We start from the raw sequence: 19,565 nt of genomic DNA, 5'->3' as shown, positions 1-19,565 counted from the left end.
GGCTGACGCCGGCTCGGCCGTCTCCATCCGCCGGTGCCCCGATTTGGTCGGTCCCCCGCTCAGGCCAGGTCGCCGTGAGGCGACAAGGCCTCGATGATGCGGCAGTCTGCGACCGAGCCGCATTTGCACTGACCGATGACGTCGCTCAGCTCACGGGCGAGCCTGGTGAGGTCCGAGAGTTTCCGCTCGACCTCCGCCAAGTGCGCACGCGCGATCGTGTCGACTTCGGCGCAGGACCGGCCGCGTTCGTCGGCCAAAGCCAGAAGCTCGCGGATCTGGTCCACGGTGAAGCCGAGGTCCCGGCCACGCCGTATGAAGCTCAGACGACGCAGGTGCTCCGGGCCGTACAGGCGATAGTTGCCCGCCGACCGCGCGGGTTTCGGCAGGAGCTTCACCTTCTCGTACCACCGGACCGTCTCGACACGGGTGTTCGTCGCCGCCGCCAAGTCGCCGATGGTCATGGAGGATGCGTTCGCCACGGTCTTGACCCTGTAGTTGCTACAGGGTGCACATAGGGGGTCCCACCGCCCGGCGCGACGCCCGGGCCGACGGAGCATGCCATGCCGGGGACAGGAACCATGGGGAAGATCCCCGCAGCCGCCGCACTGCGCTACCGCGTGAAGGGCATGGATTGCCCGAGTTGCGCGGCCAAGATCGAGACGGCGGTGACCCGCCTCCCCGGCGTCGGCGACGTGCGCGTGAACTACACGGCCCAGGTCCTCGACCTCGTGCTTGATGAGGGCGCGACGCCCCGGGCTGCGCTTGAGGAGCGGATCGCCGGCCTCGGCTACGGCGTCGCCTCCCTGCCCACGGCAGCCGACCTCGCCCATGCCCATTCGTCCGGGACCGATATCCTTTCGGTCGAGGACGAGAAGGCGGAGCCCCCCGCCTGGCGCAGCCGCAAGGGGCTCCTAGCCATTGCCATCGCAGCCTTGTTCGCCGTGGGCTTCCTACTGGATCAAGCCCAGCCTGCGCTGGTCGGCGAGTACGCCTACTGGCCCGGGGCGCTCCTTGGGCTTGCCTTCTACGGACGCCGGGCCATCGCTGCGGCGCGCAATGGCTCGCCCTTCTCCATCGAGATGCTGATGTCGGTTGCGACGGTCGGCGCGCTCGCCATCCATGCCGCCGAGGAAGCCGCGGTCGTGGTCCTGCTGTTTACGGTCGGCGAGATGCTCGAAGGCTTCGCGGCAGGCCGATCCCGGGCCGGCATCAAGGCGCTCGTAGGCCTCGTGCCGAAGACGGCGCGCCTGATCGAGGAGGACGGTATCGTGCGCGAGGTGCCGGCTGCCGCCCTTCGGATCGGGCAGACCGTGCTGGTCCGCCCCGGCGACCGCGTGCCCGCCGACGGTGAGATCACGGACGGGTCGTCGAGCCTCGACGAGTCCCCCATCACGGGGGAATCCGTCCCCCGGCCAAAGGAAATCGGGGACGCGGTCTACGCTGGCAGCGTGAACGCGGACGGCGCCCTGCAGGTCAGGGTGACCCGGATGCCCTCCGACAACACCGTCGCCCGCATCCTGCATATGGTGGAGGAGGCGCAGGCGTCGAAGTCGCCGACCGCGCGCTTCATCGACCGCTTCAGCGCCGTCTACACCCCGGTGGCGTTCGCCTTCGCCGCGCTGGCCGCGCTTGGGCCGCCCCTCCTGCTCGGTGCCGACTGGAGCACCTGGATCTATCGTGGATTGGCTCTGCTCCTCATCGCCTGCCCCTGCGCACTCGTCCTCTCGACTCCCGCCGCCATCGCCTCCGGGCTGGCCGCCGGGGCTCGTCGCGGACTTCTGGTGAAGGGTGGCGCCGCCCTTGAGACCATCGGGCGGGTTCGAACCGTCGCCTTCGACAAGACCGGGACGCTCACGGTCGGTCGGCCGCTCGTCACGGACGTGTTGCCGTTCGCCACGGGCATGACGGACCGGGCCCTTCTCGGGCTGGCAGCGGCGGTGGAGGCGGGGTCAAGCCACCCCATCGCCCGAGCTCTTATCGAACGCGCGGGGGTGGACGGCATCCCGTTACGGCCGGTGCGTGACGCCAGGGCGGTGCCCGGTAAGGCCGTCCAGGCCACCGTAGCAGGACGGCTCGTCGTGGTGGCTTCCCCCCGCCACGCGGCGACGCTGGCCCCCCTCGGAGACGAGGCCGAGCGGACCGTGGCGGCGCTGGAGGAAGCAGGCAAGACCGCGGTCATCGTGGTCCGGGACGGCGAGGCCCTCGGCGCCATAGCGGTCCGGGACGAGCCCAGACAGGATGCGACCGCCGCCATCGCGTCCTTGCGCAGGCTCGGCGTCGAGTGCGTGATGCTGACGGGCGACAACCGCCGTACCGGCGAGGCCATCGCAAGGGGCCTCGGGCTCACCGCCCGGGCCGATCTTCTACCTGCGGACAAGCTCGCCGAGGTTAATGCCCTGAAGGAATTGGGGATTGTGGCAATGGTCGGCGACGGCATCAACGACGCCCCCGCGCTTGCCGCAGCCAACGTCGGCATAGCCATGGGCGGCGGTACCGATGCCGCGCTGGAGACTGCCGATGCCGCCGTTCTCAACGACCGGGTGTCCGACGTCGCCGCCCTCGTGGCGCTGTCCCGGGCCACGCTCGGCAACATCCATCAGAACGTGGCCATCTCACTCGGACTGAAGGCGGTGTTCCTCGTGACCACGCTCGCCGGCATCACCGGGCTGTGGCCGGCCATCCTGGCGGATACCGGTGCGACCGTCCTGGTGACGGCCAACGCGCTCCGCCTTCTGAGGGCATGATGACCACCCCATCCGAGGGACTGGCCCGCCGGGTCGCGACGGTGGGCGCCATCCTGGTGGCCGCCGCGGCCATCGACCTCGCCGCGAAGGCGGCGGCCGAGAGTTGGCTGGCCGAGGGTGGGGTCCAGGGCTTCCTGCCCTTCGTCGACCTGAGCCTGTCGTTCAACCACGGCATCAGCTTCAGCCTGTTCCCGGCACGCGATCCGTCTTCCCTGACCCTTCTTCTTGGCATCCAGGGCACGCTTACCTGCCTCATCGCCGGCTGTGCCGTGGCAGCGGGAAGCGGGCTCGAACGCCTCGGGCTCGCCTCGATGGCAGGCGGCGCCGCGGGCAATCTCATCGACCGGTTCATGGATGGGACCGTGACCGACTACCTCGACCTGCACATGGGCGGCATGCGCTGGTTCACCTTCAACCTGGCGGATGCCTGGATCTCCCTGGGCGTCGTCCTGCTGCTCATCGACGGCTTCCGAACGCGCCGGCGGCATCCCGATGCCGGGGAATTGACCTCATGATAGCCCCGATCCCGCCGAACCGTGGCCACGGCAACCCGTCATGCCCCTCCCGGGCCCAGGCTCGGACACAGATACCGTCGAGGCCGACATGCTGAAGAAGATCACGCTCGGGTTGGCTCTCCTGTCGGCGCTGTCCGCCTGCCAGGACGGACGGTACGCTGGCTCGACCCGCCACCTCGCGCCCATCCCGCCTGAGACCCTGGCCTTGATGTCCACCAAGGGTGTGTCTTCCGCCGACCCGATCCTGATGCGGGCCTACAAGAAGGAGTCCGAGATCGAGCTTTGGAAGCGCGGAGCGGACGGCAGGTACGCCTTGCTGAAGACGTATCCGATGTGCCGGTGGTCGGGTCAGCTCGGGCCCAAGACCCGGGAGGGCGACCGACAGGCCCCCGAGGGCTTCTACGCGATCACGCCGGAGTCCATGAACGCGAATTCCAGCCTCTACCTGTCGTTCAACCTCGGCTACCCGAACGCGTACGACCGCTCCCTGGGGCGCACGGGGACGCACCTGATGGTCCATGGCTCGTGCTCGTCCCAGGGCTGCTTCGCGATGACGGACGAGGCGATCTCGGAGCTTTACGCCGTCGTCCGCGAGGCGTTCGCGGGCGGGCAGCGAGCCGTCCAGTTCCAGTCCTACCCGTTCCGCATGACCCCGGAGAACCTCGCCCGGCACCGGCAGGACCCGAACATGGCCTTCTGGAGGAACCTCAAGGAAGGGTCGGACCGGTTCGAGGTCACGGGGGCGGAACCGGCCGTCGACGTGGCGGGCGGACGCTACGCGTTCGATGCGGGCGTTGACGCCCCCGCCGCCGACGCGGTCGCCCGGAAGCAGGCGGACGACGAGCGGCAGGTCGCCGCCCTCGTGGCGAGCGGAACGTCGGCGGTCCGGCTGGTGTACGAGGACGGCGGTCAGCACCGGGCGTTCCGCGAGACCATGATGGCTGCCGGCAACGGACTAGGCGAGGTAAGCCGACCCGAAGCCCTGGCATCAGGCCCGCGAGAGGTGGACATGCCAGCGCAGGGGCCGGTCGCGCTCGTCGGAAGGCGGGAGCCGGTACGGAGCACGGCAGCGCCCAAGCCGCCGGGGACTAGCATTCTCGTGGCTGAGCGTCGGCGCCTGCTTGAGACCTTCGCCGCGGCGGGGGACGGGCGGAGGTGATGGGCCTGTCGGCCATCAGCGCCCCCATGACCGAGGCGGCCTGACCGATGCCCCGCGCACTCAGGCGGCGGCGACCTCGTCCGCCCATCCCAAACGTGCCTTCAGGTCGTTCAGGTGGCTGAATGCGAGGACGCGTCGGTGTTGCAGCATGCCGACCACGATGCCCGGATGAAGCCCGACCTCGTCGGCGAAGGTCACGACCTCCTGCTTCGTCCGTGGGCATGTGGTGGCGAAGGCATCGATCCGCTCGCGCCCGACCAGCATCTCCTCGGCCCAGGCATCCGCCTCGGCCTCGACGTCGTTGTCCTCGCCGTTCTTGTCGTCGACGAAATTCATTCCGCGATGCAGGCTGATGTGCGCCGCCTCGTGGAAGAAGGTCCACCAGAAATGGTCGTTGCTCTTCATGCGCAGCGACATCTGGATCATGGGACGGTCGTCGTTCAGCCACCGCGCCGATCCGAAGACGCAGGTCTTGCTTAGGGGCTTCTGGAACACTAGGGCGACGCCGGACGCATGGCAGATTTCGAGCATGCGCGGCTCGAAGGTCTCAGGCATTTCCACGGTCAGCGAACGGATCTCTGCGCATCCCTGCTTGAACCGCCCCGGATCGTAGGCCGGCAGGCTGAGCCGGCGCGCCTTCTCCTCGCCCAGCATCAGCCAGCACAGCATGTGGTGGGGCGAGGTGGTGCCGGTCCTCGCCTTGCGGTGGTGCACGGCCAGGGAACCGAGCTTCGCCTCGTAGGCGTGCGGTCCCCCGATCCCGAGGAGGCCCAGCAGACCGTCCATGATCCTGCCGGGGTCGTTGGTCTGGGGAAGGCGACCACAGGCCTTCAGTTCCCTGATAGGGAACCCCTTGAGCCATTCGGCCTCCCGCACGGCCGCCTCCTGCTCCCGCTGCCGAGCCTGGAACAGGTCCCAGTTCGCCTGGAGGCCGGTCCAGATGTAGGCCTTGAGGCCGAGCACGTGCTCCAGCTTCAGTGCGGTCTCGGGCGTGACCGGGTTGGAGCCGTTGATGATCGTGCTGACTAGCTTGGGCGTCATGTCGGCGATGCGGGCGAACTCGGCCTGGGACCAGCCGCGCTCCTGGATGTACTCTTCGAGGTGTTCGCCGGGATGGGTCGCCCATTGCGGCGTCCAGGCTTCCTGCGTCGTCATCCCCTTGGTCTCCGCCGTTCAGTTGCCATGGTAGTCGACGATTTCGATGATCTCGACCGCCGTGACCTGACCCGTGTCGAGCCCGCCGTCAGGCAGGCAGGGCACCGGGTCGTGGTCGGGCACGAAGACGATACGCCAGTTGTCCTTGATCGTGACCGAGAGTTGGCCGTCCCGGTTACCGCCGAGTTGATGCCGGCGGACGGGTGGCTCCGTCGGAACGTCCGAGAGGCAGGCCGCCTGCCCCAACACGTCCAGCCGCTTCCGTATCGGTTTCGCCCTGTCCCCGTAGGCCTTCGCCATCTCCTTCGGGTCCGACAGCGCCTTCCCCAGGCGCCTAGACCGGAAACGGATCTGCATCGCACCAATCCGTTACCCGCAAGGTAATGCTCCGCACTACGTTACCCAATAGGTAACACGGTCGCAGACGCATGGCCACTCCGTTCGAACCCGGGATCCGCCTCGCGGACGAACAACGCCGACATCGCGGTAAGTCAGGGACAAGCCTTCCTTATCCATGACCATCGGGAGACTGCGCATCCGCGGAACCCTCCTCGAAGCGAAGCCGTTCCTCGTCGCTCCCGATGGGCCGTTCGCCGGTCCGGCCCGGGGCCAAGACGATCCAGCAACAACCAACGAGGAAGCTCCTATGAGGAAGTCCCTGTTCGCCGTCGCCGCCCTGGCCGCGCTCGGTGCCATCGGCATCGCCGCACCTGCCTCCGCCGCTCCCGGTATGGTCGGCGCCGTCGATGCCCCGACCAGCATCGTCGATGTTCGCATGCACGACAGCCACGGCCACCGCGGCCATGGCATGCGCCATCACCACCATCGTGGGCACGGCATGCGCCATCACCACCATCGCCGTGGCCACATGATGCGCCACGGTCACGGCCATCGCCACCACCGCATGTGATCGTCCAGGGGCCCTTCGGGGCCCCTTTCCGTCGCCATTACCGTTGGCTCAGGACCGGGGGCGGGATTAAGGAGACCTCGCCGGGCGTTCGTTCCTCATTGAGGAGGAAAGCCCATGACGCGCACCTTTTCCTTGATCGCTCTGTCGATCCTCGCCGTCCTGACGTTCGGCACCGCCGCTTCCGCCGCTCCGGTGACACCGAGCGGGGTCATCGCGATGCAGGATGGCCCTGGCCTGATGCGTCACGTTCAGCATCACCATCACCATCGCCGGCATCACCATCACCACGGCGGGGGCTACTACGGCAGAGGTCACCATCACGGCTGGGGACACCATCATCACTTCCGGCCACATCACCACCATGGCTGGGGCCACCACCATCATCATCATCGGCGGCATCACCACCATTTCTAGGATCGCGCGCCACGCATGAGGGGCGCCCACCCTTTAGGGTGGCGCGGTCGTAATGCCCAGCGCGAGCCTAGCCGCCTCCGTCCGCTGGTATCCGTCGCGGCGCGCCCGCCCGAGGGGGTCGGCGTGCGCGCGTCGGATCCATCCGCGCCGGACGAGGACCTCCAGCGAGCGTGCGTCGAGGCGAGTGCCCTCGATCCATCCCTCATCCGGGACCTTGAGAAGCTGCGTGCGGTGCCTCTCGGTGAGGCGCCACGGCGCGGCGGCGATACCCAAGGCCGGAGACAGCGGATAAGGGTCGTCATCCAGGAGCGGATGACCCAATGCCTGCAGGATGGCGTCGAGGCCGTCCGTCAGTGCTGCAGGACCGGGCTGCAGGATCAGGGGCGACTTGATCTCCACGATGCGTCCGTTCACGACGGCGGGGATGGCCGACCAGCCCGACCGCCCGGCGATGCGCGAGGGCACAACCTTCTTCCCGCACCAAGATGCCAGGATGACCTCGGGAGCGGCTTCCAGCACCGCCTCCGGCGCCACGATACGGTCCTTAGCGGCCGGCTGCCGGGCGAGGTTCGGGAAGACATCGTTGCCGCCAGCGATGTCTATCAGGTCAGAAACCCACCCGATGCCCGAAATGAGGGGCTCGTCCCATTCCTCGAAGTACACGCGCAATCGCGCCTGTCCCCGGGCCTGGGCAGCCACCCGCGCGAGCCGGTTCTCGTAGCCGAGCGCCAGCGCCTCCGCCTTGTCTCGGGCATCGACCAAGGCGCCGACGGTGCGGATCATGGCAAGGATACCGGCGACGTCCCGATGATTGAACGCATGCACGGCAATGCCTGCCCGTATGAGGTCTGAGACGATACCGGCTTGAAGATCCGAAAAGGTCAGCACCAAGTCGGGCGCGAGTGCCAAGATCTTCGGAATGTCCGCACTGGTGAAAGCGGAGACCCGCGGCTTCTCGCGGCGGACCTGTGGAGGACGGACCGCATAGCCGGAGACGCCGACGATGCGGTCCTGCTCCCCGAGCAAATACAGGGTCTCGACTGTTTCCTCGGTCAGGCAGACGATGCGTTCGGGCGGGAAGCGGCGCATGGGCCTCCATAGCATGAGGTGCATCGGGCGCGCCCTGGCCTCACGCTTACCCTCCCCTCCCGGAGGTCACGGCTTCGTCTCAGATAATTGCGCCGCCTCGATAGCGCGCAAAGGTGCTCCGCCCGGTCGGCCCGAATAGGACGACGTCGTAGGTGTCCGGCTCCATGCCTTCGACCTCCATCCCGGGGGAACCCGTCGGCATGCCAGGGACAGCCAGTCCGGTGCCCTTGGGCTTCTCGGCCAGCAGCCGCTTGATCGCCCCGGCCGGGACATGCCCCTCCACGACGTAGCCGCCAACCTGGGCGGTATGGCAGGCTGAAAGGTCACGCGGCACCCCGAGGCGGACCTTAAGCGGGTTCACCGCTCCTTCGGTGACGGTCACCGGGAAACCGCTTTCCCGCAGGTGGGCGACCCACCTCTCGCAGCAGCCGCAGGTTGGGTCCTTGGTCACGGACAGGGTCGGCAGGTCCTGTGCCAGAGCGCGGTGCCCGGGGACGACCAAAGCCGCTAGTCCCAGGATCGCGGCACGCCGGGTCGTCATGATCGTCTCGTTCATGGTCGGTCTCCCGTTCTCACTCTGCCGCTAAGGGCAATTCGGCGACTTCAACGGATTCGGTCGGCATCTCGGGTTCGGGCAGGCTCCATCCCTTCACGAGACCGTAGACCGCCGGGATGACGACCAGGGTCAGCATGGTCGACGAGACCATGCCGCCGATCATGGGAACCGCGATCCGCTGCATAACCTCGGAGCCAGAGCCGGTGCTCCACAGGATGGGCAGTAGCCCGGCCATGATGGCGACAACCGTCATCATCTTCGGACGCACCCGCTCGACCGCGCCCACCATGATCGCCCGCCGCAGGCCCTCGCGGGTGAAGGCCCTGCCAGCGCGACCGCATTCAGCCCGCGCCTCGATCAACGCATGATCGAGGTAGACCAGCATGATCACGCCGGTCTCGGCCGCGACGCCGGCGAGCGCGATGAAGCCGACGGCCACCGCCACCGACACATTGAAGCCCATCCACCACATCAGCCAGACCCCGCCGACGAGAGCGAAGGGCAGCGACAGCATGACGATGAACGTCTCGGTGAGCCGCCGGAAGTTCAGGTAAAGGAGCAGAAACACGATCAGCAGCGTCAGCGGGACCACGACCTTCAGCCGGGCCGTCGCCCGGTCGAGGTACTCGACCTGCCCGCTCCACTGCACGAGTGTGCCCTGCGGCAGACTGACCTCGTTGGTCACCGCCGCCCTGGCTTCGGCGACGTAGCCCCCGAGATCGCGACCGGCGACGTCGACGTAGATGAAGACCGCGAGCCGGCCGTTCTCCGTCCGGATCTGGGTCGGACCACGGTTCAACTGCACCTTGGCCACCTCGCCGAGCGGCACCGTACCCCCGCCTGCGATGGGCGCCTGGACCTCGGAGCCGATGGATCGTGGGTCGGAGCGAAAGGCGCGTGGGTAGCGCACGTTGACGGTGTAGCGCTCGCGGCCCTCGACCGTGTTGGTGACACTCTCGCCGCCGAGCGCCATGGCGATGACGTCCTGCACGTCCCCGACCGTCAGCCCGTACCGACCCAGCACCTCGCGGTCGGGGGTGATGTCGAGGAAGTAGCCGCCCTGGACGCGCTCGGCATAGGCGCTCGACGTGCCCGGCACCGCCTTCACCACCGCCTCGACCTGGCGGGCGACCTTCTCCATCTCGGTGAGGTCGGTCCCCATCACCTTGATCCCGACAGGGGTGCGGATGCCGGTCGAGAGCATGTCGATCCGCGCGCGGATCGGTTGGGTCCAAGCGTTCGAGACCCCGGGAAACTGGAGTGCAGCGTCCATCTCGGCCTTCAGGCTCGCCGTCGTGACCCCGGGGCGCCACTCCGCCTTCGGCTTCAGGTTGACGATGGTCTCGAACATCTCGCTCGGCGCCGGATCGGTCGCGGTGTTGGCGCGACCGGCCTTGCCGTAGACCGATGCCACCTCGGGGAAGGACTTGATGATCCTGTCCTGGGTCGCCAGCAGGTCCCCCGCCTTAGTCACCGAGATGCCCGGCAGGGTCGTCGGCATGTACATCAGCGTGCCCTCGTCGAGGTCGGGCATGAACTCCGAGCCGAGCCGGCTCGCCGGCCATGCCGTCGCCGCCAGGACGACCATGGCCAGCAGGACCGTCAACACGCGCGCCCGGAGCACGCCGGCGATAAGGGGCCGATAGACCCAGATGAGGAGCCTGTTCACCGGGTTGCGGTGCTCTGGGATGATCCGGCCGCGGACGAACAGGACCATCAGCGCCGGGACGAGGGTCAGTGACAGCACCGCCGCCGCCGCCATGGCGAATGTCTTGGTGAAGGCCAACGGCCCGAAGAGGCGCCCCTCCTGGCTCTCCAGGGTGAAGATCGGCAGGAAGCTCACGGTGATGATGAGAAGCGAGAAGAACAGCGAGGGGCCGACCTCGCTCGCTGCCTCGATGAGGATCTCGACCCGGGACTTTCCGGGGTCAGCCCGCTCCAAGTGCTTGTGGGCGTTCTCGATCATGACGATGGCGGCGTCGATCATTGCGCCCACCGCAATGGCGATGCCGCCGAGGCTCATGATGTTGGCCCCGAGCCCGAGGGCCTTCATGCCCGCGAACGCCATCAGGATGCCGACCGGCAGCATCAGGATCGCGACCAGCGCGCTGCGGACGTGGAGCAGGAACACGACGCAGACGAGGGCGACGATGACGCTCTCCTCGATCAGGGTACCCTTGAGGGTCTCGATGGCCGCCTCGATCAGGTGCGAGCGGTCGTAGACCGGCAGGATCTCCGTGCCCTTGGGCAGGCTGGCGGCGACTTCGGAAAGGCGCACCTTCACGTTCTCGATGACGTTCAGGGCGTTCGCCCCGAACCGCTGCAGGACGATCCCGCCGGCGACCTCGCCGTCGCCGTTCATCTCGGTGATGCCGCGGCGCTCGTCGGGACCGAGCTCGACCCGAGCCACCTCCTTCACCCGCAGCGGGGTGCCCGCCTCGGTCTTCAGGACGATGCTCTCGATGTCGGCGACGCTCTTGAGATACCCGCGGCCACGGACGACGAACTCGAACTCGGAGAGCTCGACGGTGCGGCCGCCGACGTCGGCATTGCTCGACCGGATCGCGTCCCGGAGCTTGGACAGGGTGATGCCCTGCGCACGGAGCCGGTTGGGATCGACCACGACGTTGTACTGTTTCACGAAGCCGCCGACGCCCGCGACCTCCGCCACGCCCTCGGCACGCGACGCCCCGAAGCGCACGACCCAGTCCTGGAGCGAGCGGAGCTCGGCCAGCGTCCGTTCCTTAGCCACCACGACGTACTGGTAGACCCAGCCGACGCCGGTGGCGTCGGGGCCCAGGGTCGGGGTTACTCCCGCCGGCAGGCGCTTGGCCACGGTGTTGAGATATTCGAGCACTCGGCTGCGAGCCCAGTACGGGTCGGTGCCGTCCTCGAAGATGACATAGACGAACGAGACCCCGAAGAACGAGAACCCGCGAACGACCTTGGATCGCGGCACCGTCAGCATGGCAGTCGAGAGGACGTACGTGATTTGGTCTTCCACGACCTGGGGAGCTTGGCCCGGGTACTCAGTGTAGACGATGGTCTGCACGTCCGAGAGGTCCGGGATCGCGTCGAGCGGCAGGGTCTTCAGGGCGTAGAGCCCGGCTCCGACCGCGAAGATGGTCCCGATCAGGACTAGCACCAGATTCCGCGCCGACCAGGCGATCAGGCGGGCGATCATGGCGCCTTCCCCTCGGCGGCGGCTTGCGGCCCGGGATCGGGCTTCGGCTCGGAAAGACCTTGGAGGGCCGCCTTCAGGTTGCTCTCGGCGTCGATGAGGAAGTTGGCCGAGGTCACCACGCGGTCGCCCGCGGCGATGCCGGCGCGGATCTCGACGTAGCCGTCGCCGCGGACGCCGAGCCTGACCGGTCGCGGTTCGAAGCGACCCTCTCCCTTGTCTAGCAGGACGACCTGCCTGATGCCGGTATCGATGACGGCGTCATCGGGCACCGCGACCACCGGCTTGTCACTGCCCGTGGCGATGGCGACGTCGGCGAACATGCCCGGGCGCAGGTCGCCGTTCGGGTTGGGCAACTCGATGCGCAGGCGGGCGGTCCGGGTCCCCATGGCGAGGTGCGGGTAGATCCGGGTCACCGCGCCGGTGAAGACGCGATCAGGAAACGTCCGGGCGCGCACGGTCGCCGTCTGGCCCTCCGCCACGGCCGCCAGGTCGCGTTCGGTCACGTCGGCCAAGACCCAGACCCGGGAATGGTCGACGAGCTTGAACAGGGTGTCGCCGGACTTGGCGCGCATCCCGTCCGAGACGTTGCGCTCGACCACGACGCCGTCGCGGGGCGCCGACCACGTGATGGTCGAGGGCACTTTTCGGGATCGCTCGATCTCGTCGATGACCTCGGGCGGGATGCCGAGGTTCTCAAGACGCCGGCGGGCGCCCTCGTAGCCGATGCCGGTTAGGTACTGCGCGGCGGCCGCGTTCATCTCCGGCGAGAACAGGCGCAGGAGGGGCTGGCCCTTGTGCACGTGGTCGCCGGTGGTGACGGCCTCGACCTTCTCGATGAAGGCGTCGGTACGCATCGCGATGACCGAGATCCGGCGCTCGTCCTCCTCGATGGCGCCAGGTGCGCGCACCGGCATCGACAGGACGCGTCGCTCGACGACCGCCGTCCGGACCCCGGTGCGCTGGAGCTTGCCGGGCGAGATTTTCACGGTGCCGTCGTCGGTGTCCTCGCCCTCGTAGACGGGGAGGTAATCCATTCCCATCGAGTCCTTCTTCGGAATCGGCGAGGTGTCCGGAAGACCCATCGGGTTGCGGTAGAAGCGCACCTTGCGGGCACTCGTCTCCGGCATCGTGGCCTGAGCCATGGCCATGTCGCCGTGCCCGGCGTCGGGCATTGCCTCCGTCTCGTCGGGTTCGTCGAAGCGCACCTCCTCGCTCGCGTGGACGGCGCGATAGTCTCGACCGTCCGCCGTGCGCTTGGGCTCGGAGGCGTAGTCCGGCTTTCCGTCCGGGTCCTGGTAGTAGACGACCGGTCCCGTCGCCTTGGCCGGGACCCGAGCGGGCACCGAAGAGGGCTGCCGGGTTCCCGGCAGCCAATGGGCGAACCCGGTCCGCGCCTGCTGGACGAGCGCCGGCACGGGGCTGCCCTCATGCCCCGCGCCATACCCCAAAACCCCCGCCGCGAGCGCGGAGAGGGTCCCGGCCGCCCAAGCCGACCGGCTCACTTGGTGGCCTTGAACACCAGCCTGTTCTCGACGGTGCCGGTCTCGCCTTGGACCTTGGCCCCGAGCGAGAGGCGCCAGCCGCCGGCCATCGTCAGCTTCGCCTTGAACCGGTAAAGGCCCGGCTCCGGCGAGGGCAGTTGCTCGATCTTGGAGGTCATCTCCTCCATGCTGTCGGGCGCCATGTCGATGCGCTTGGCGAAGATGACGGCGTTCGGCACGGGCTTGGACGTGCGCTTGTCGACGAGGCGGACGTCGAGGATGGCCTCGCCCTGCTTGGCTTCGTCCTTCACCAGCTGGAATTCGTAGTCCTTGGTGTCGGCCCGGGCCGCGGCGGTGAGGACGAGGCCGAGCAGCGCAGCCGTGAGGGCGCGCGAAAACGATGTCTTGGACACGGTCGATGATCTCCTGAAAACGATGGGACCCGGGCCTTCAGGCGCGCGGGATCGGCCGGCGCAGGCGCCGGCGGCATCGGGTTCAGGCTTGGGGAGGCTCGGTGGGCGGCCCTTGCGACAGGCTGTCGAAGGAGGCAGTGACGCCCCAGGTCGGCCCCTCGACGCCGGCGACGCGGCCCGGAAGTCCGACGGCGACCGGCAGCCCGGTGGCGACCTTCGCCAGGCAGAGCGCCATCAGGGGGCAACCCTTCGAGCAGTCGGGCATGCCCGGCCGCTCCTTGGGACAGCACGGCATCTCGTCCATGGCCATCCCGGCCATGTCGTCCATGGCCTCGTCGGGCATCGCCATGGCGTGACCTTGAACGGCCGTCGGCGCGCGCATGCCCGCGGCGGCCGCGGATGCGGTCACCGGCGCAAGGGCGAGGCTGAGGACCGCCAGGAGCGGGAGCAGCCTGCGAAGGGCGAGCCAGAAGGTCACCTTTGGACGATGCCACATCGTAGACCGGCGAGGAAGGGACTGGAGTACGGGACGCGCAGGACGTCTCGCGCTCGGACCTCCGAAGCCATGCACCCGACGGCTTCGGACACGCTAAATCGAGGGTCGGATCGTTCAGCACGGCACCCTGCCCGGACTTGGACCAAGCGGGTAAGCTTCGTGTCCGGTCCGCAGCTCAGGAGGACCCCGAGCAGCAGGATGCGGACCCGCCGTTCTCGCGCGCTTCCTGGATGGGCGGACAGGGCACGTCGCCGAAGGAGCAGAAGACGCAGCAGTCGCCCGCCTTCGGGCGCAGAAGCGTGCCGCAGCTGGTGCACTCGTAGAAGAATTGGCAGGCGTCGGTCGGCATCGTCTCCGTCGCTCGATGACCGCAGTGCGGGCAGGTCAGGGTGGACCGAAGCTGCATCGTCGGCCTCACCGCATCGCCTTGAGCACGACAGGCTCAAGGTATGGTTCCCACGCGAGCGCCAAACCGACCAGCGCCGTCCCAAGCCCGAGAAGGCCAGGGGTATGCCATGACGGCCCCGTGCGAGCACATGGTTCGGCCATGTCGCATGCCGTCGCCCGGTGACGGAAGAACAGCGCCCAACCCATGAGGAGGGCCAGGGCGGCCCCGCCGAGCAGGATCGGCCGGATGCTCGCCAACATGGCCAACCCTCCGAACACCGCCCCTGTCGCGCCGAGACCGGCAAGCGCCACCGGGAGGGCGCAGCAGGACGAAGCCGCCAGGGCACCCAGCCCGGCGACCGTGCCCAGCCCTGCGAACCAGTTTCCCGAGGAAACCGGCAGGCCGTCCCGCGGACCTGAGGCGGGTCGTGCGGAAGGCGTCATGGATGGTGTGTCGATCATCATCGTGCCACCCTGCATCCCGTAGCCACTACGGGATCAAGCGAAAAATGGCGAAGGGTTCGCGAGGTCTCTCCATTGGCCAGATCGCGGCGGCGGCCGGGATCAACCTGGAGACCGTCCGCTACTACGAGCGCATCGGGCTCATGCCGCCGCCCGCCCGCACGGAAGGCGGTCACAGGGCCTACGATCCTGCTCATGTCCGGCGCCTGGCGTTCATCCGTCAGGCCCGCGCATTGGGCTTCGGGATCGAGGACATCCGAACCCTGCTGGCGTTGGCCGCGCCCGGGCACCGGTCCTGTGGCGAGGTCCGGGACGTCGCCGCCGCCCACCTTTCCGAGGTCCGCGCCAAGCTCGCTCGTCTCGCGCGGCTTGAGCGCATCCTGAGCGACACCGTGGAGCGGTGCAGCGGCGCCCCGACGCCGGCCTGCCCGGTTCTCGACATGCTCGATGCACCGATGTGAAAGCCGGCCCCTCCGACACACAGCAGTGGAACGGGACCGCCGGTCGTCCTTGCCTTGGTCCCAAGAGGCCGGAAGCGGGTGGCGATGCGGGGTCACGCAGCCGCTCGTCCGTGGAACGACCGTCGACCTAGGCGGCGACCGGCGAGGATGCCGGGGCATCGAACCTGGGCATGAGGCGGACGTAGATGAGTTCCGCGAGGAGTTCGACCAGCGTCTGTGTGACGATGACGGCGGGCAGGAGTGGCACGGCACCCGGAACCGCAAACGCCAGTGGCAGAACCACAAGGGAGTTGCGGGTGGCCGCGCTGAAGGCGAGGGTGCGGACGGTGGGCGCATCAAGGCGGAATGCGCGCCCGACCGTCCAACCCAGAAGCGGTGCCGCCACGGCGAAGGCGACGTAGATCGGGACCACCCGGATGGCATCGTCGAGCGCGGGCCCGAGTTGGGGCAGGACGGACGCGATCACCACGAACAGGACGAGGGCCGTTGCGGGTACCGGCAGGAGTCCGAGGCCTGTGGACACCCGTTGCCCGGCTAGGCTGCGTCCGGCCCAATGCTGAACCGACGCGGCAAGCCCGAGAGGGACGGCGATCAGCCAGACGAACGCGTGCACGAATGGACCGACCTGGACGAACCTGGCGGCGTCCTCGCCGAGGAAGATGTTCAGGTAGACGGGCAGAAGGAGCATCTGCGCGATCAGGAGCGCCGGGGTGGACGCCAGCAGCACCTTGGCGTCCGCGTGACCGAGGTGTGCGAAGGTCACGACGTAGTCGATGCACGGCGTGAGCAGGACCATGAGCACCCCTAGCCGCAGCATGGGATCGGCAGGCACGAACCGGATCAGGCCGGCCACCAGGATCGGCAGCACGACGAAGTTCGCGACCAGGAGCGCCGCCAGGAAACGGACTCGCGTGAAGGCTTGCCCAAGTTCAGGCAGGGGCACCTGGAGGAAGGTGACGAAGAGCATTAGCGCCAGGGCTGGGTTGATGCCGACCTCCAGGGCCGTCGTTCCGGGCAGCGTCAGGGCGGTAAGAGCGGCGACGCCGATGGCCACGAAGTAGATCGCGATCTGGTGGCCTTCGAGGGTGTCGCGCAGGTTTGTCATGCTTCCTCGCAGACTATCTTGGGGGCTTGCTCGACCCGCTGGGGCCGGCCGGTGCATTTGGCGAACAGGTCGATGGCGCGGTCGCAGACCTCGCAATGCCCCTCGCAGCAATCGCGCATGAGGAAGGCGACAAGGTCGGACAGGGCCGGAAAGATCGCGCTGTAGATGATGGAGCGCCCCTCGCGGCGGCTCTCCACAAGACCGGCGTTCTCAAGGTGGCCGAGGTGGAACGAGATGCGCGGCGCGGAGGCCCCGGCGATCGCCTGAGTGATGGCGCCGGCCGCCATGCCCTTCGCCCCGGCCGTGACCAGGAGGCGGATGATGCGCAGGCGTGTCTCCTGCGCGATGGCTGCGAAGCCATCGAGCGCTTGCTTTTCTTTCACGACACTTAAACCGTTATGGAATCGTTTAAGCGTCAGTAGGCTCGGGATCCGTCGAAGGCAAGGATCGAATTGGGGACCGCGGCGGACGTCCGCGGCGGCCGTCGCTTTTCTATCCTCCGGGCCGAACACGCCAGAGGGACAGGGCAAGCGCGACGTTCGCAACGGCGAGCACGCTGAGCAGGGCGTAGGTGGCGTTCGCGCCCGCGTGGGTGAGGACAACGGCTCCGACGGAGGGCGCAAGCGCCTGCGCTACCAACCCTGGACGGGCGAGACGGCCGACGAGCGGGGCGTAGCGCTCGGGACCGAACAGGGCCATGGGCACCGTTCCCCGGGCGATCGAATAGATCCCGTTGCCAGCCCCGTAGAGGACCAGCGCCAGCCCGACCAAGGGTAGGCCGGCCGCCAGCATCGCGACCCCGATGGCTACCAGGATCATCGCCGCGGAGAGGGTCAAGAGAGGGTGATGCCGGCCCTTGCCAGCCATCTCGACGATGCGCGCCCCGACCTGTGCCGGCCCGATCAGGGCGCCGTAGGCGACGGCCGAGGTGAGTGCCACGCCACGGGCCTGGAGCAGGGTGATGAGGTGCACCGAGACCAACGCCATGACCGTGCCCCCAAGGGTCAGCACCCCCGCCATGAGGAGGAAGGCACGACGCTCTCGTCCCTCAAGCCGGATGGCAGGGATCACGCCTTCCGATCGCGAAACAATACGTACGGGCTGCTGGGGGATCACGAGAAGGACGAGGGGCAACGTGACCGCGAGATGAAGCCCGGCATAGGCGAGGCAGGTCCCGCGCCAGCCCACCTGCTCGATCAGGAAGGCGGAGAGTGGCCAGCATACCGTACTGGCGAAGCCGCCCCAGAGTGTCAGCGTCGTGATGGCGCTCCGTGCCTCGGAGCCGTAGAGGCGCCCGAGGGTGGCGAAGGCCGGATCGTAGAGTCCGGTGCCCATGCCCAGACCGATGAGAAGCCATCCCGCCAGGTAGGTCGGAAGGTTCGGAGCCAGGCCGAGGATGGCGAGGCCCGCGGCGAGGACCAGGGCCGCAAAGGCCAGGACGGGCCGGCCTCCATGCTCCCCGATGAAGGCTCCCACGCGCGGCGAGACCAAACCCGCGACGAGGAGGCCCAGGGACAGGCCACCGATGACCCACGCCAAGGGCCATCCCGTATCCTCCGACATCGGGGCGGCGAGCACCGACAGCAGGTAGAACGAGGAGCCCCAGGTCAGGATCTGGACGACCCCCAGGGCCGAGATCACGGGCCAGCGGCGCGTCGGAGCCATCGGTCCGCTACCCAGCCCCGAGCACGGGGAGCCAGAGCGCCAGGGCGGCGAGGGTGACGAGCAGCACCGGCGGCGTGATGACCAGACCCACCCGCATGTACTGGCCCCAGGTGATGTGCTGGCCTTTGGTGTCGAGGACGTGCAGCCAGAGCAGGGTCGCCAGGCTGCCGATTGGGGTGAACTTCGGGCCGAGATCGCAGCCGATGACGTTGGCGTAGACCATGAGCTCGCGCATCAGGGGCGAGAGATCCGGAGCCTGCTGGATGGAGAGCGCACCCACGAGCACGCTCGGCATGTTGTTCATGACCGAGGACAAGATGGCGGCGGCAAACCCGGTGCCGATGGTGGCAACGAACGGACCATGGCCCGAGAGCCAGAAGAGCCCCTGCGCCAAGTAGTCGGTCAGGCCGACGTTCTTCAGGCCGTAGACCACGAGGTACATGCCGAGGCTGAACAGGACGATCTGCCAGGGGGCCCCCGTCAGGACCTTGCGGATGGGAATGACGCGGCTGCGGTTGGCCAGCGCCAGCAAGACCAGTGCTCCGGCGCAAGTGACCACCGAGACCGGCACGCCGAACGGTGCCGTCACGAAGTAGGCGACCAGCAGCAGCCCGAGGAGCGGGAAAGCCGCCCTGAAGACCAGCGGGTCTTTGATCGCGTGGCGGGGCGCTTCGAGCTCGGCCACGGGGTACGTGGCCGGAAGGTCGCGCCGGTAGAACAGCCACAGCACCACCAAGGTCGCGGTCAGCGAGACGAGGTTCACCGGCACCATCACCGCCGCGTATCGGCTGAAGGAGATGTCGAAGAAGTTCGCTGAGACGATGTTGACGAGGTTCGAGATGACCAGCGGCAGGCTGGTCGAGTCCGCCACGAACCCACAGGCGACGATGAAGGCCAGCGCCGCCGCCGGCTTGAAGTTCAGCCGGAGCAGGATGGCGAGCACGATGGGGGTGAGCAGGAGGGCCGCCCCGTCATTGGCGAACACCGCCGCGATGGCCGCGCCGAGCAGGATCACCAGCGGGAATAGCAAATGTCCCCGGCCGCCGCCCCAGCGGGCGATGTGTAGCGCCGCCCAATGAAAGAAGCCGGCCTCGTCGAGGAGCAGCGAGATGATGATGAGGGCGACGAAGGTGAAGGTGGCGTCCCAGACGATGTGCCAGACCACAGGGATGTCACCGGGGCTGATGACCCCTGTGGCGAGCGCCACGGCGGCCCCGATGAGGGCGCTCCACCCGATCCCGAACCCCTTGGGCTGCCAGATGACGAAGACGAGGGTGACCACGAAGATGGCAAGCGCAAGCATCGAGACCGTTTCTTGTTCTTGGAGGCTTGGAACGGCTCAGGCGGTGGCGACGCGGCGCCCGTGCGC

20 protein-coding genes and 1 pseudogene are annotated in these 19,565 nt (G+C 68.1%); 4 read left to right on the top strand and 17 right to left on the bottom strand.

Annotated features, from left to right (window positions below):
* Positions 1-59 precede the first annotated feature (59 nt).
* The gene (locus K2X24_RS13530) at positions 60-461 is read right to left on the bottom strand and encodes a helix-turn-helix domain-containing protein (RefSeq protein WP_056355059.1); all 402 of its coding nucleotides are present in this window, start codon (positions 459-461) and stop codon (positions 60-62) included.
* Between the two features lie 117 nt (positions 462-578).
* On the opposite strand from K2X24_RS13530, the gene K2X24_RS13525 reads away from it, so the two are divergent.
* The 3 genes from K2X24_RS13525 (at position 579) to K2X24_RS13515 (ending at position 4,418) form a co-directional block, all read left to right on the top strand.
* Positions 579-2,744, top strand: a complete 2,166-nt coding sequence (locus K2X24_RS13525; RefSeq protein WP_056355056.1) for a heavy metal translocating P-type ATPase — start codon at positions 579-581, stop codon at positions 2,742-2,744.
* The gene (gene lspA / locus K2X24_RS13520; RefSeq protein ID WP_177232401.1) at positions 2,741-3,259 is read left to right on the top strand and encodes a signal peptidase II; all 519 of its coding nucleotides are present in this window, start codon (positions 2,741-2,743) and stop codon (positions 3,257-3,259) included. The genes K2X24_RS13525 and lspA overlap by 4 nt, the downstream gene beginning before the upstream one ends.
* A gap of 88 nt (positions 3,260-3,347) precedes the next feature.
* Positions 3,348-4,418: a murein L,D-transpeptidase family protein gene (locus tag K2X24_RS13515; RefSeq protein ID WP_056355301.1), complete on the top strand. Its 1,071-nt coding sequence runs from the start codon at positions 3,348-3,350 to the stop codon at positions 4,416-4,418.
* 60 nt (positions 4,419-4,478) lie between these two features.
* Here K2X24_RS13515 and K2X24_RS13510 read toward each other — a convergent pair whose 3' ends face one another.
* The 12 genes and pseudogenes from K2X24_RS13510 to K2X24_RS13455 all read right to left on the bottom strand — a co-directional run bounded on the left by K2X24_RS13510 (position 4,479) and on the right by K2X24_RS13455 (position 14,968).
* A complete protein-coding gene (locus tag K2X24_RS13510; RefSeq protein WP_056355050.1) occupies positions 4,479-5,573 on the bottom strand; it encodes a HigA family addiction module antitoxin in 1,095 nt (364 codons plus the stop codon).
* An 18-nt stretch (positions 5,574-5,591) separates the two neighbouring features.
* Positions 5,592-5,930 carry a type II toxin-antitoxin system RelE/ParE family toxin gene (locus K2X24_RS13505; protein ID WP_056355047.1) on the bottom strand — a complete coding sequence of 113 codons (339 nt, stop codon included), beginning with the start codon at positions 5,928-5,930 and terminating at the stop codon, positions 5,592-5,594.
* A gap of 151 nt (positions 5,931-6,081) precedes the next feature.
* Complete coding sequence (locus K2X24_RS13500) at positions 6,082-6,465, bottom strand: hypothetical protein (protein WP_292498920.1); 384 nt, start codon at positions 6,463-6,465, stop codon at positions 6,082-6,084.
* 84 nt (positions 6,466-6,549) lie between these two features.
* Complete coding sequence (locus tag K2X24_RS13495; RefSeq protein WP_056355041.1) at positions 6,550-6,891, bottom strand: hypothetical protein; 342 nt, start codon at positions 6,889-6,891, stop codon at positions 6,550-6,552.
* A gap of 324 nt (positions 6,892-7,215) precedes the next feature.
* Positions 7,216-7,986 (bottom strand): annotated as a pseudogene (locus tag K2X24_RS13490) (cobalamin-binding protein); the annotation flags it as partial.
* Between the two features lie 79 nt (positions 7,987-8,065).
* The gene (locus tag K2X24_RS13485; RefSeq protein WP_056355038.1) at positions 8,066-8,542 is read right to left on the bottom strand and encodes a DUF411 domain-containing protein; all 477 of its coding nucleotides are present in this window, start codon (positions 8,540-8,542) and stop codon (positions 8,066-8,068) included.
* A gap of 16 nt (positions 8,543-8,558) precedes the next feature.
* On the bottom strand, positions 8,559-11,726 hold the full coding sequence (locus tag K2X24_RS13480; protein ID WP_292498916.1) for a CusA/CzcA family heavy metal efflux RND transporter: 3,168 nt from the start codon (positions 11,724-11,726) through the stop codon (positions 8,559-8,561).
* The gene (locus tag K2X24_RS13475) at positions 11,723-13,228 is read right to left on the bottom strand and encodes an efflux RND transporter periplasmic adaptor subunit (RefSeq protein WP_056355031.1); all 1,506 of its coding nucleotides are present in this window, start codon (positions 13,226-13,228) and stop codon (positions 11,723-11,725) included. The genes K2X24_RS13480 and K2X24_RS13475 overlap by 4 nt, the downstream gene beginning before the upstream one ends.
* Positions 13,225-13,620: a FixH family protein gene (locus tag K2X24_RS13470; protein ID WP_056355028.1), complete on the bottom strand. Its 396-nt coding sequence runs from the start codon at positions 13,618-13,620 to the stop codon at positions 13,225-13,227. The genes K2X24_RS13475 and K2X24_RS13470 overlap by 4 nt, the downstream gene beginning before the upstream one ends.
* Before the next feature lie 82 nt (positions 13,621-13,702).
* Positions 13,703-14,098, bottom strand: a complete 396-nt coding sequence (locus tag K2X24_RS13465) for a hypothetical protein (protein WP_056355025.1) — start codon at positions 14,096-14,098, stop codon at positions 13,703-13,705.
* A gap of 193 nt (positions 14,099-14,291) precedes the next feature.
* Positions 14,292-14,522, bottom strand: a complete 231-nt coding sequence (locus K2X24_RS13460; RefSeq protein WP_056355022.1) for a GDCCVxC domain-containing (seleno)protein — start codon at positions 14,520-14,522, stop codon at positions 14,292-14,294.
* 8 nt (positions 14,523-14,530) lie between these two features.
* Entirely contained in the window at positions 14,531-14,968 is a 438-nt protein-coding gene (locus K2X24_RS13455) for a mercury transporter MerT (protein WP_162239188.1), read from the bottom strand.
* A 44-nt stretch (positions 14,969-15,012) separates the two neighbouring features.
* Between K2X24_RS13455 and K2X24_RS13450 the strand changes: the two genes are divergently transcribed.
* A complete protein-coding gene (locus tag K2X24_RS13450) occupies positions 15,013-15,426 on the top strand; it encodes a helix-turn-helix domain-containing protein (protein ID WP_056355016.1) in 414 nt (137 codons plus the stop codon).
* 127 nt (positions 15,427-15,553) lie between these two features.
* Here the strand turns inward: K2X24_RS13450 and K2X24_RS13445 are convergent, their stop codons facing one another.
* The 4 genes from K2X24_RS13445 to K2X24_RS13430 all read right to left on the bottom strand — a co-directional run bounded on the left by K2X24_RS13445 (position 15,554) and on the right by K2X24_RS13430 (position 19,499).
* A complete protein-coding gene (locus K2X24_RS13445; RefSeq protein WP_056355013.1) occupies positions 15,554-16,531 on the bottom strand; it encodes an arsenic resistance protein in 978 nt (325 codons plus the stop codon).
* Positions 16,528-16,914, bottom strand: a complete 387-nt coding sequence (locus tag K2X24_RS13440) for a metalloregulator ArsR/SmtB family transcription factor (protein WP_056355010.1) — start codon at positions 16,912-16,914, stop codon at positions 16,528-16,530. The genes K2X24_RS13445 and K2X24_RS13440 overlap by 4 nt, the downstream gene beginning before the upstream one ends.
* A gap of 109 nt (positions 16,915-17,023) precedes the next feature.
* Positions 17,024-18,196: an MFS transporter gene (locus K2X24_RS13435; protein WP_056355007.1), complete on the bottom strand. Its 1,173-nt coding sequence runs from the start codon at positions 18,194-18,196 to the stop codon at positions 17,024-17,026.
* A 7-nt stretch (positions 18,197-18,203) separates the two neighbouring features.
* The gene (locus tag K2X24_RS13430) at positions 18,204-19,499 is read right to left on the bottom strand and encodes an arsenic transporter (RefSeq protein ID WP_292498907.1); all 1,296 of its coding nucleotides are present in this window, start codon (positions 19,497-19,499) and stop codon (positions 18,204-18,206) included.
* Positions 19,500-19,565: the final 66 nt, after the last annotated feature.

The sequence above is a fragment of the Methylobacterium sp. genome, from assembly GCF_019750675.1.
In the GTDB taxonomy this organism is placed as follows: Bacteria; Pseudomonadota; Alphaproteobacteria; order Rhizobiales; family Beijerinckiaceae; genus Methylobacterium.
The sequence above is the reverse complement of the archived record's forward strand: the minus strand, read 5'-3'. Positions and strand labels throughout refer to the sequence as shown.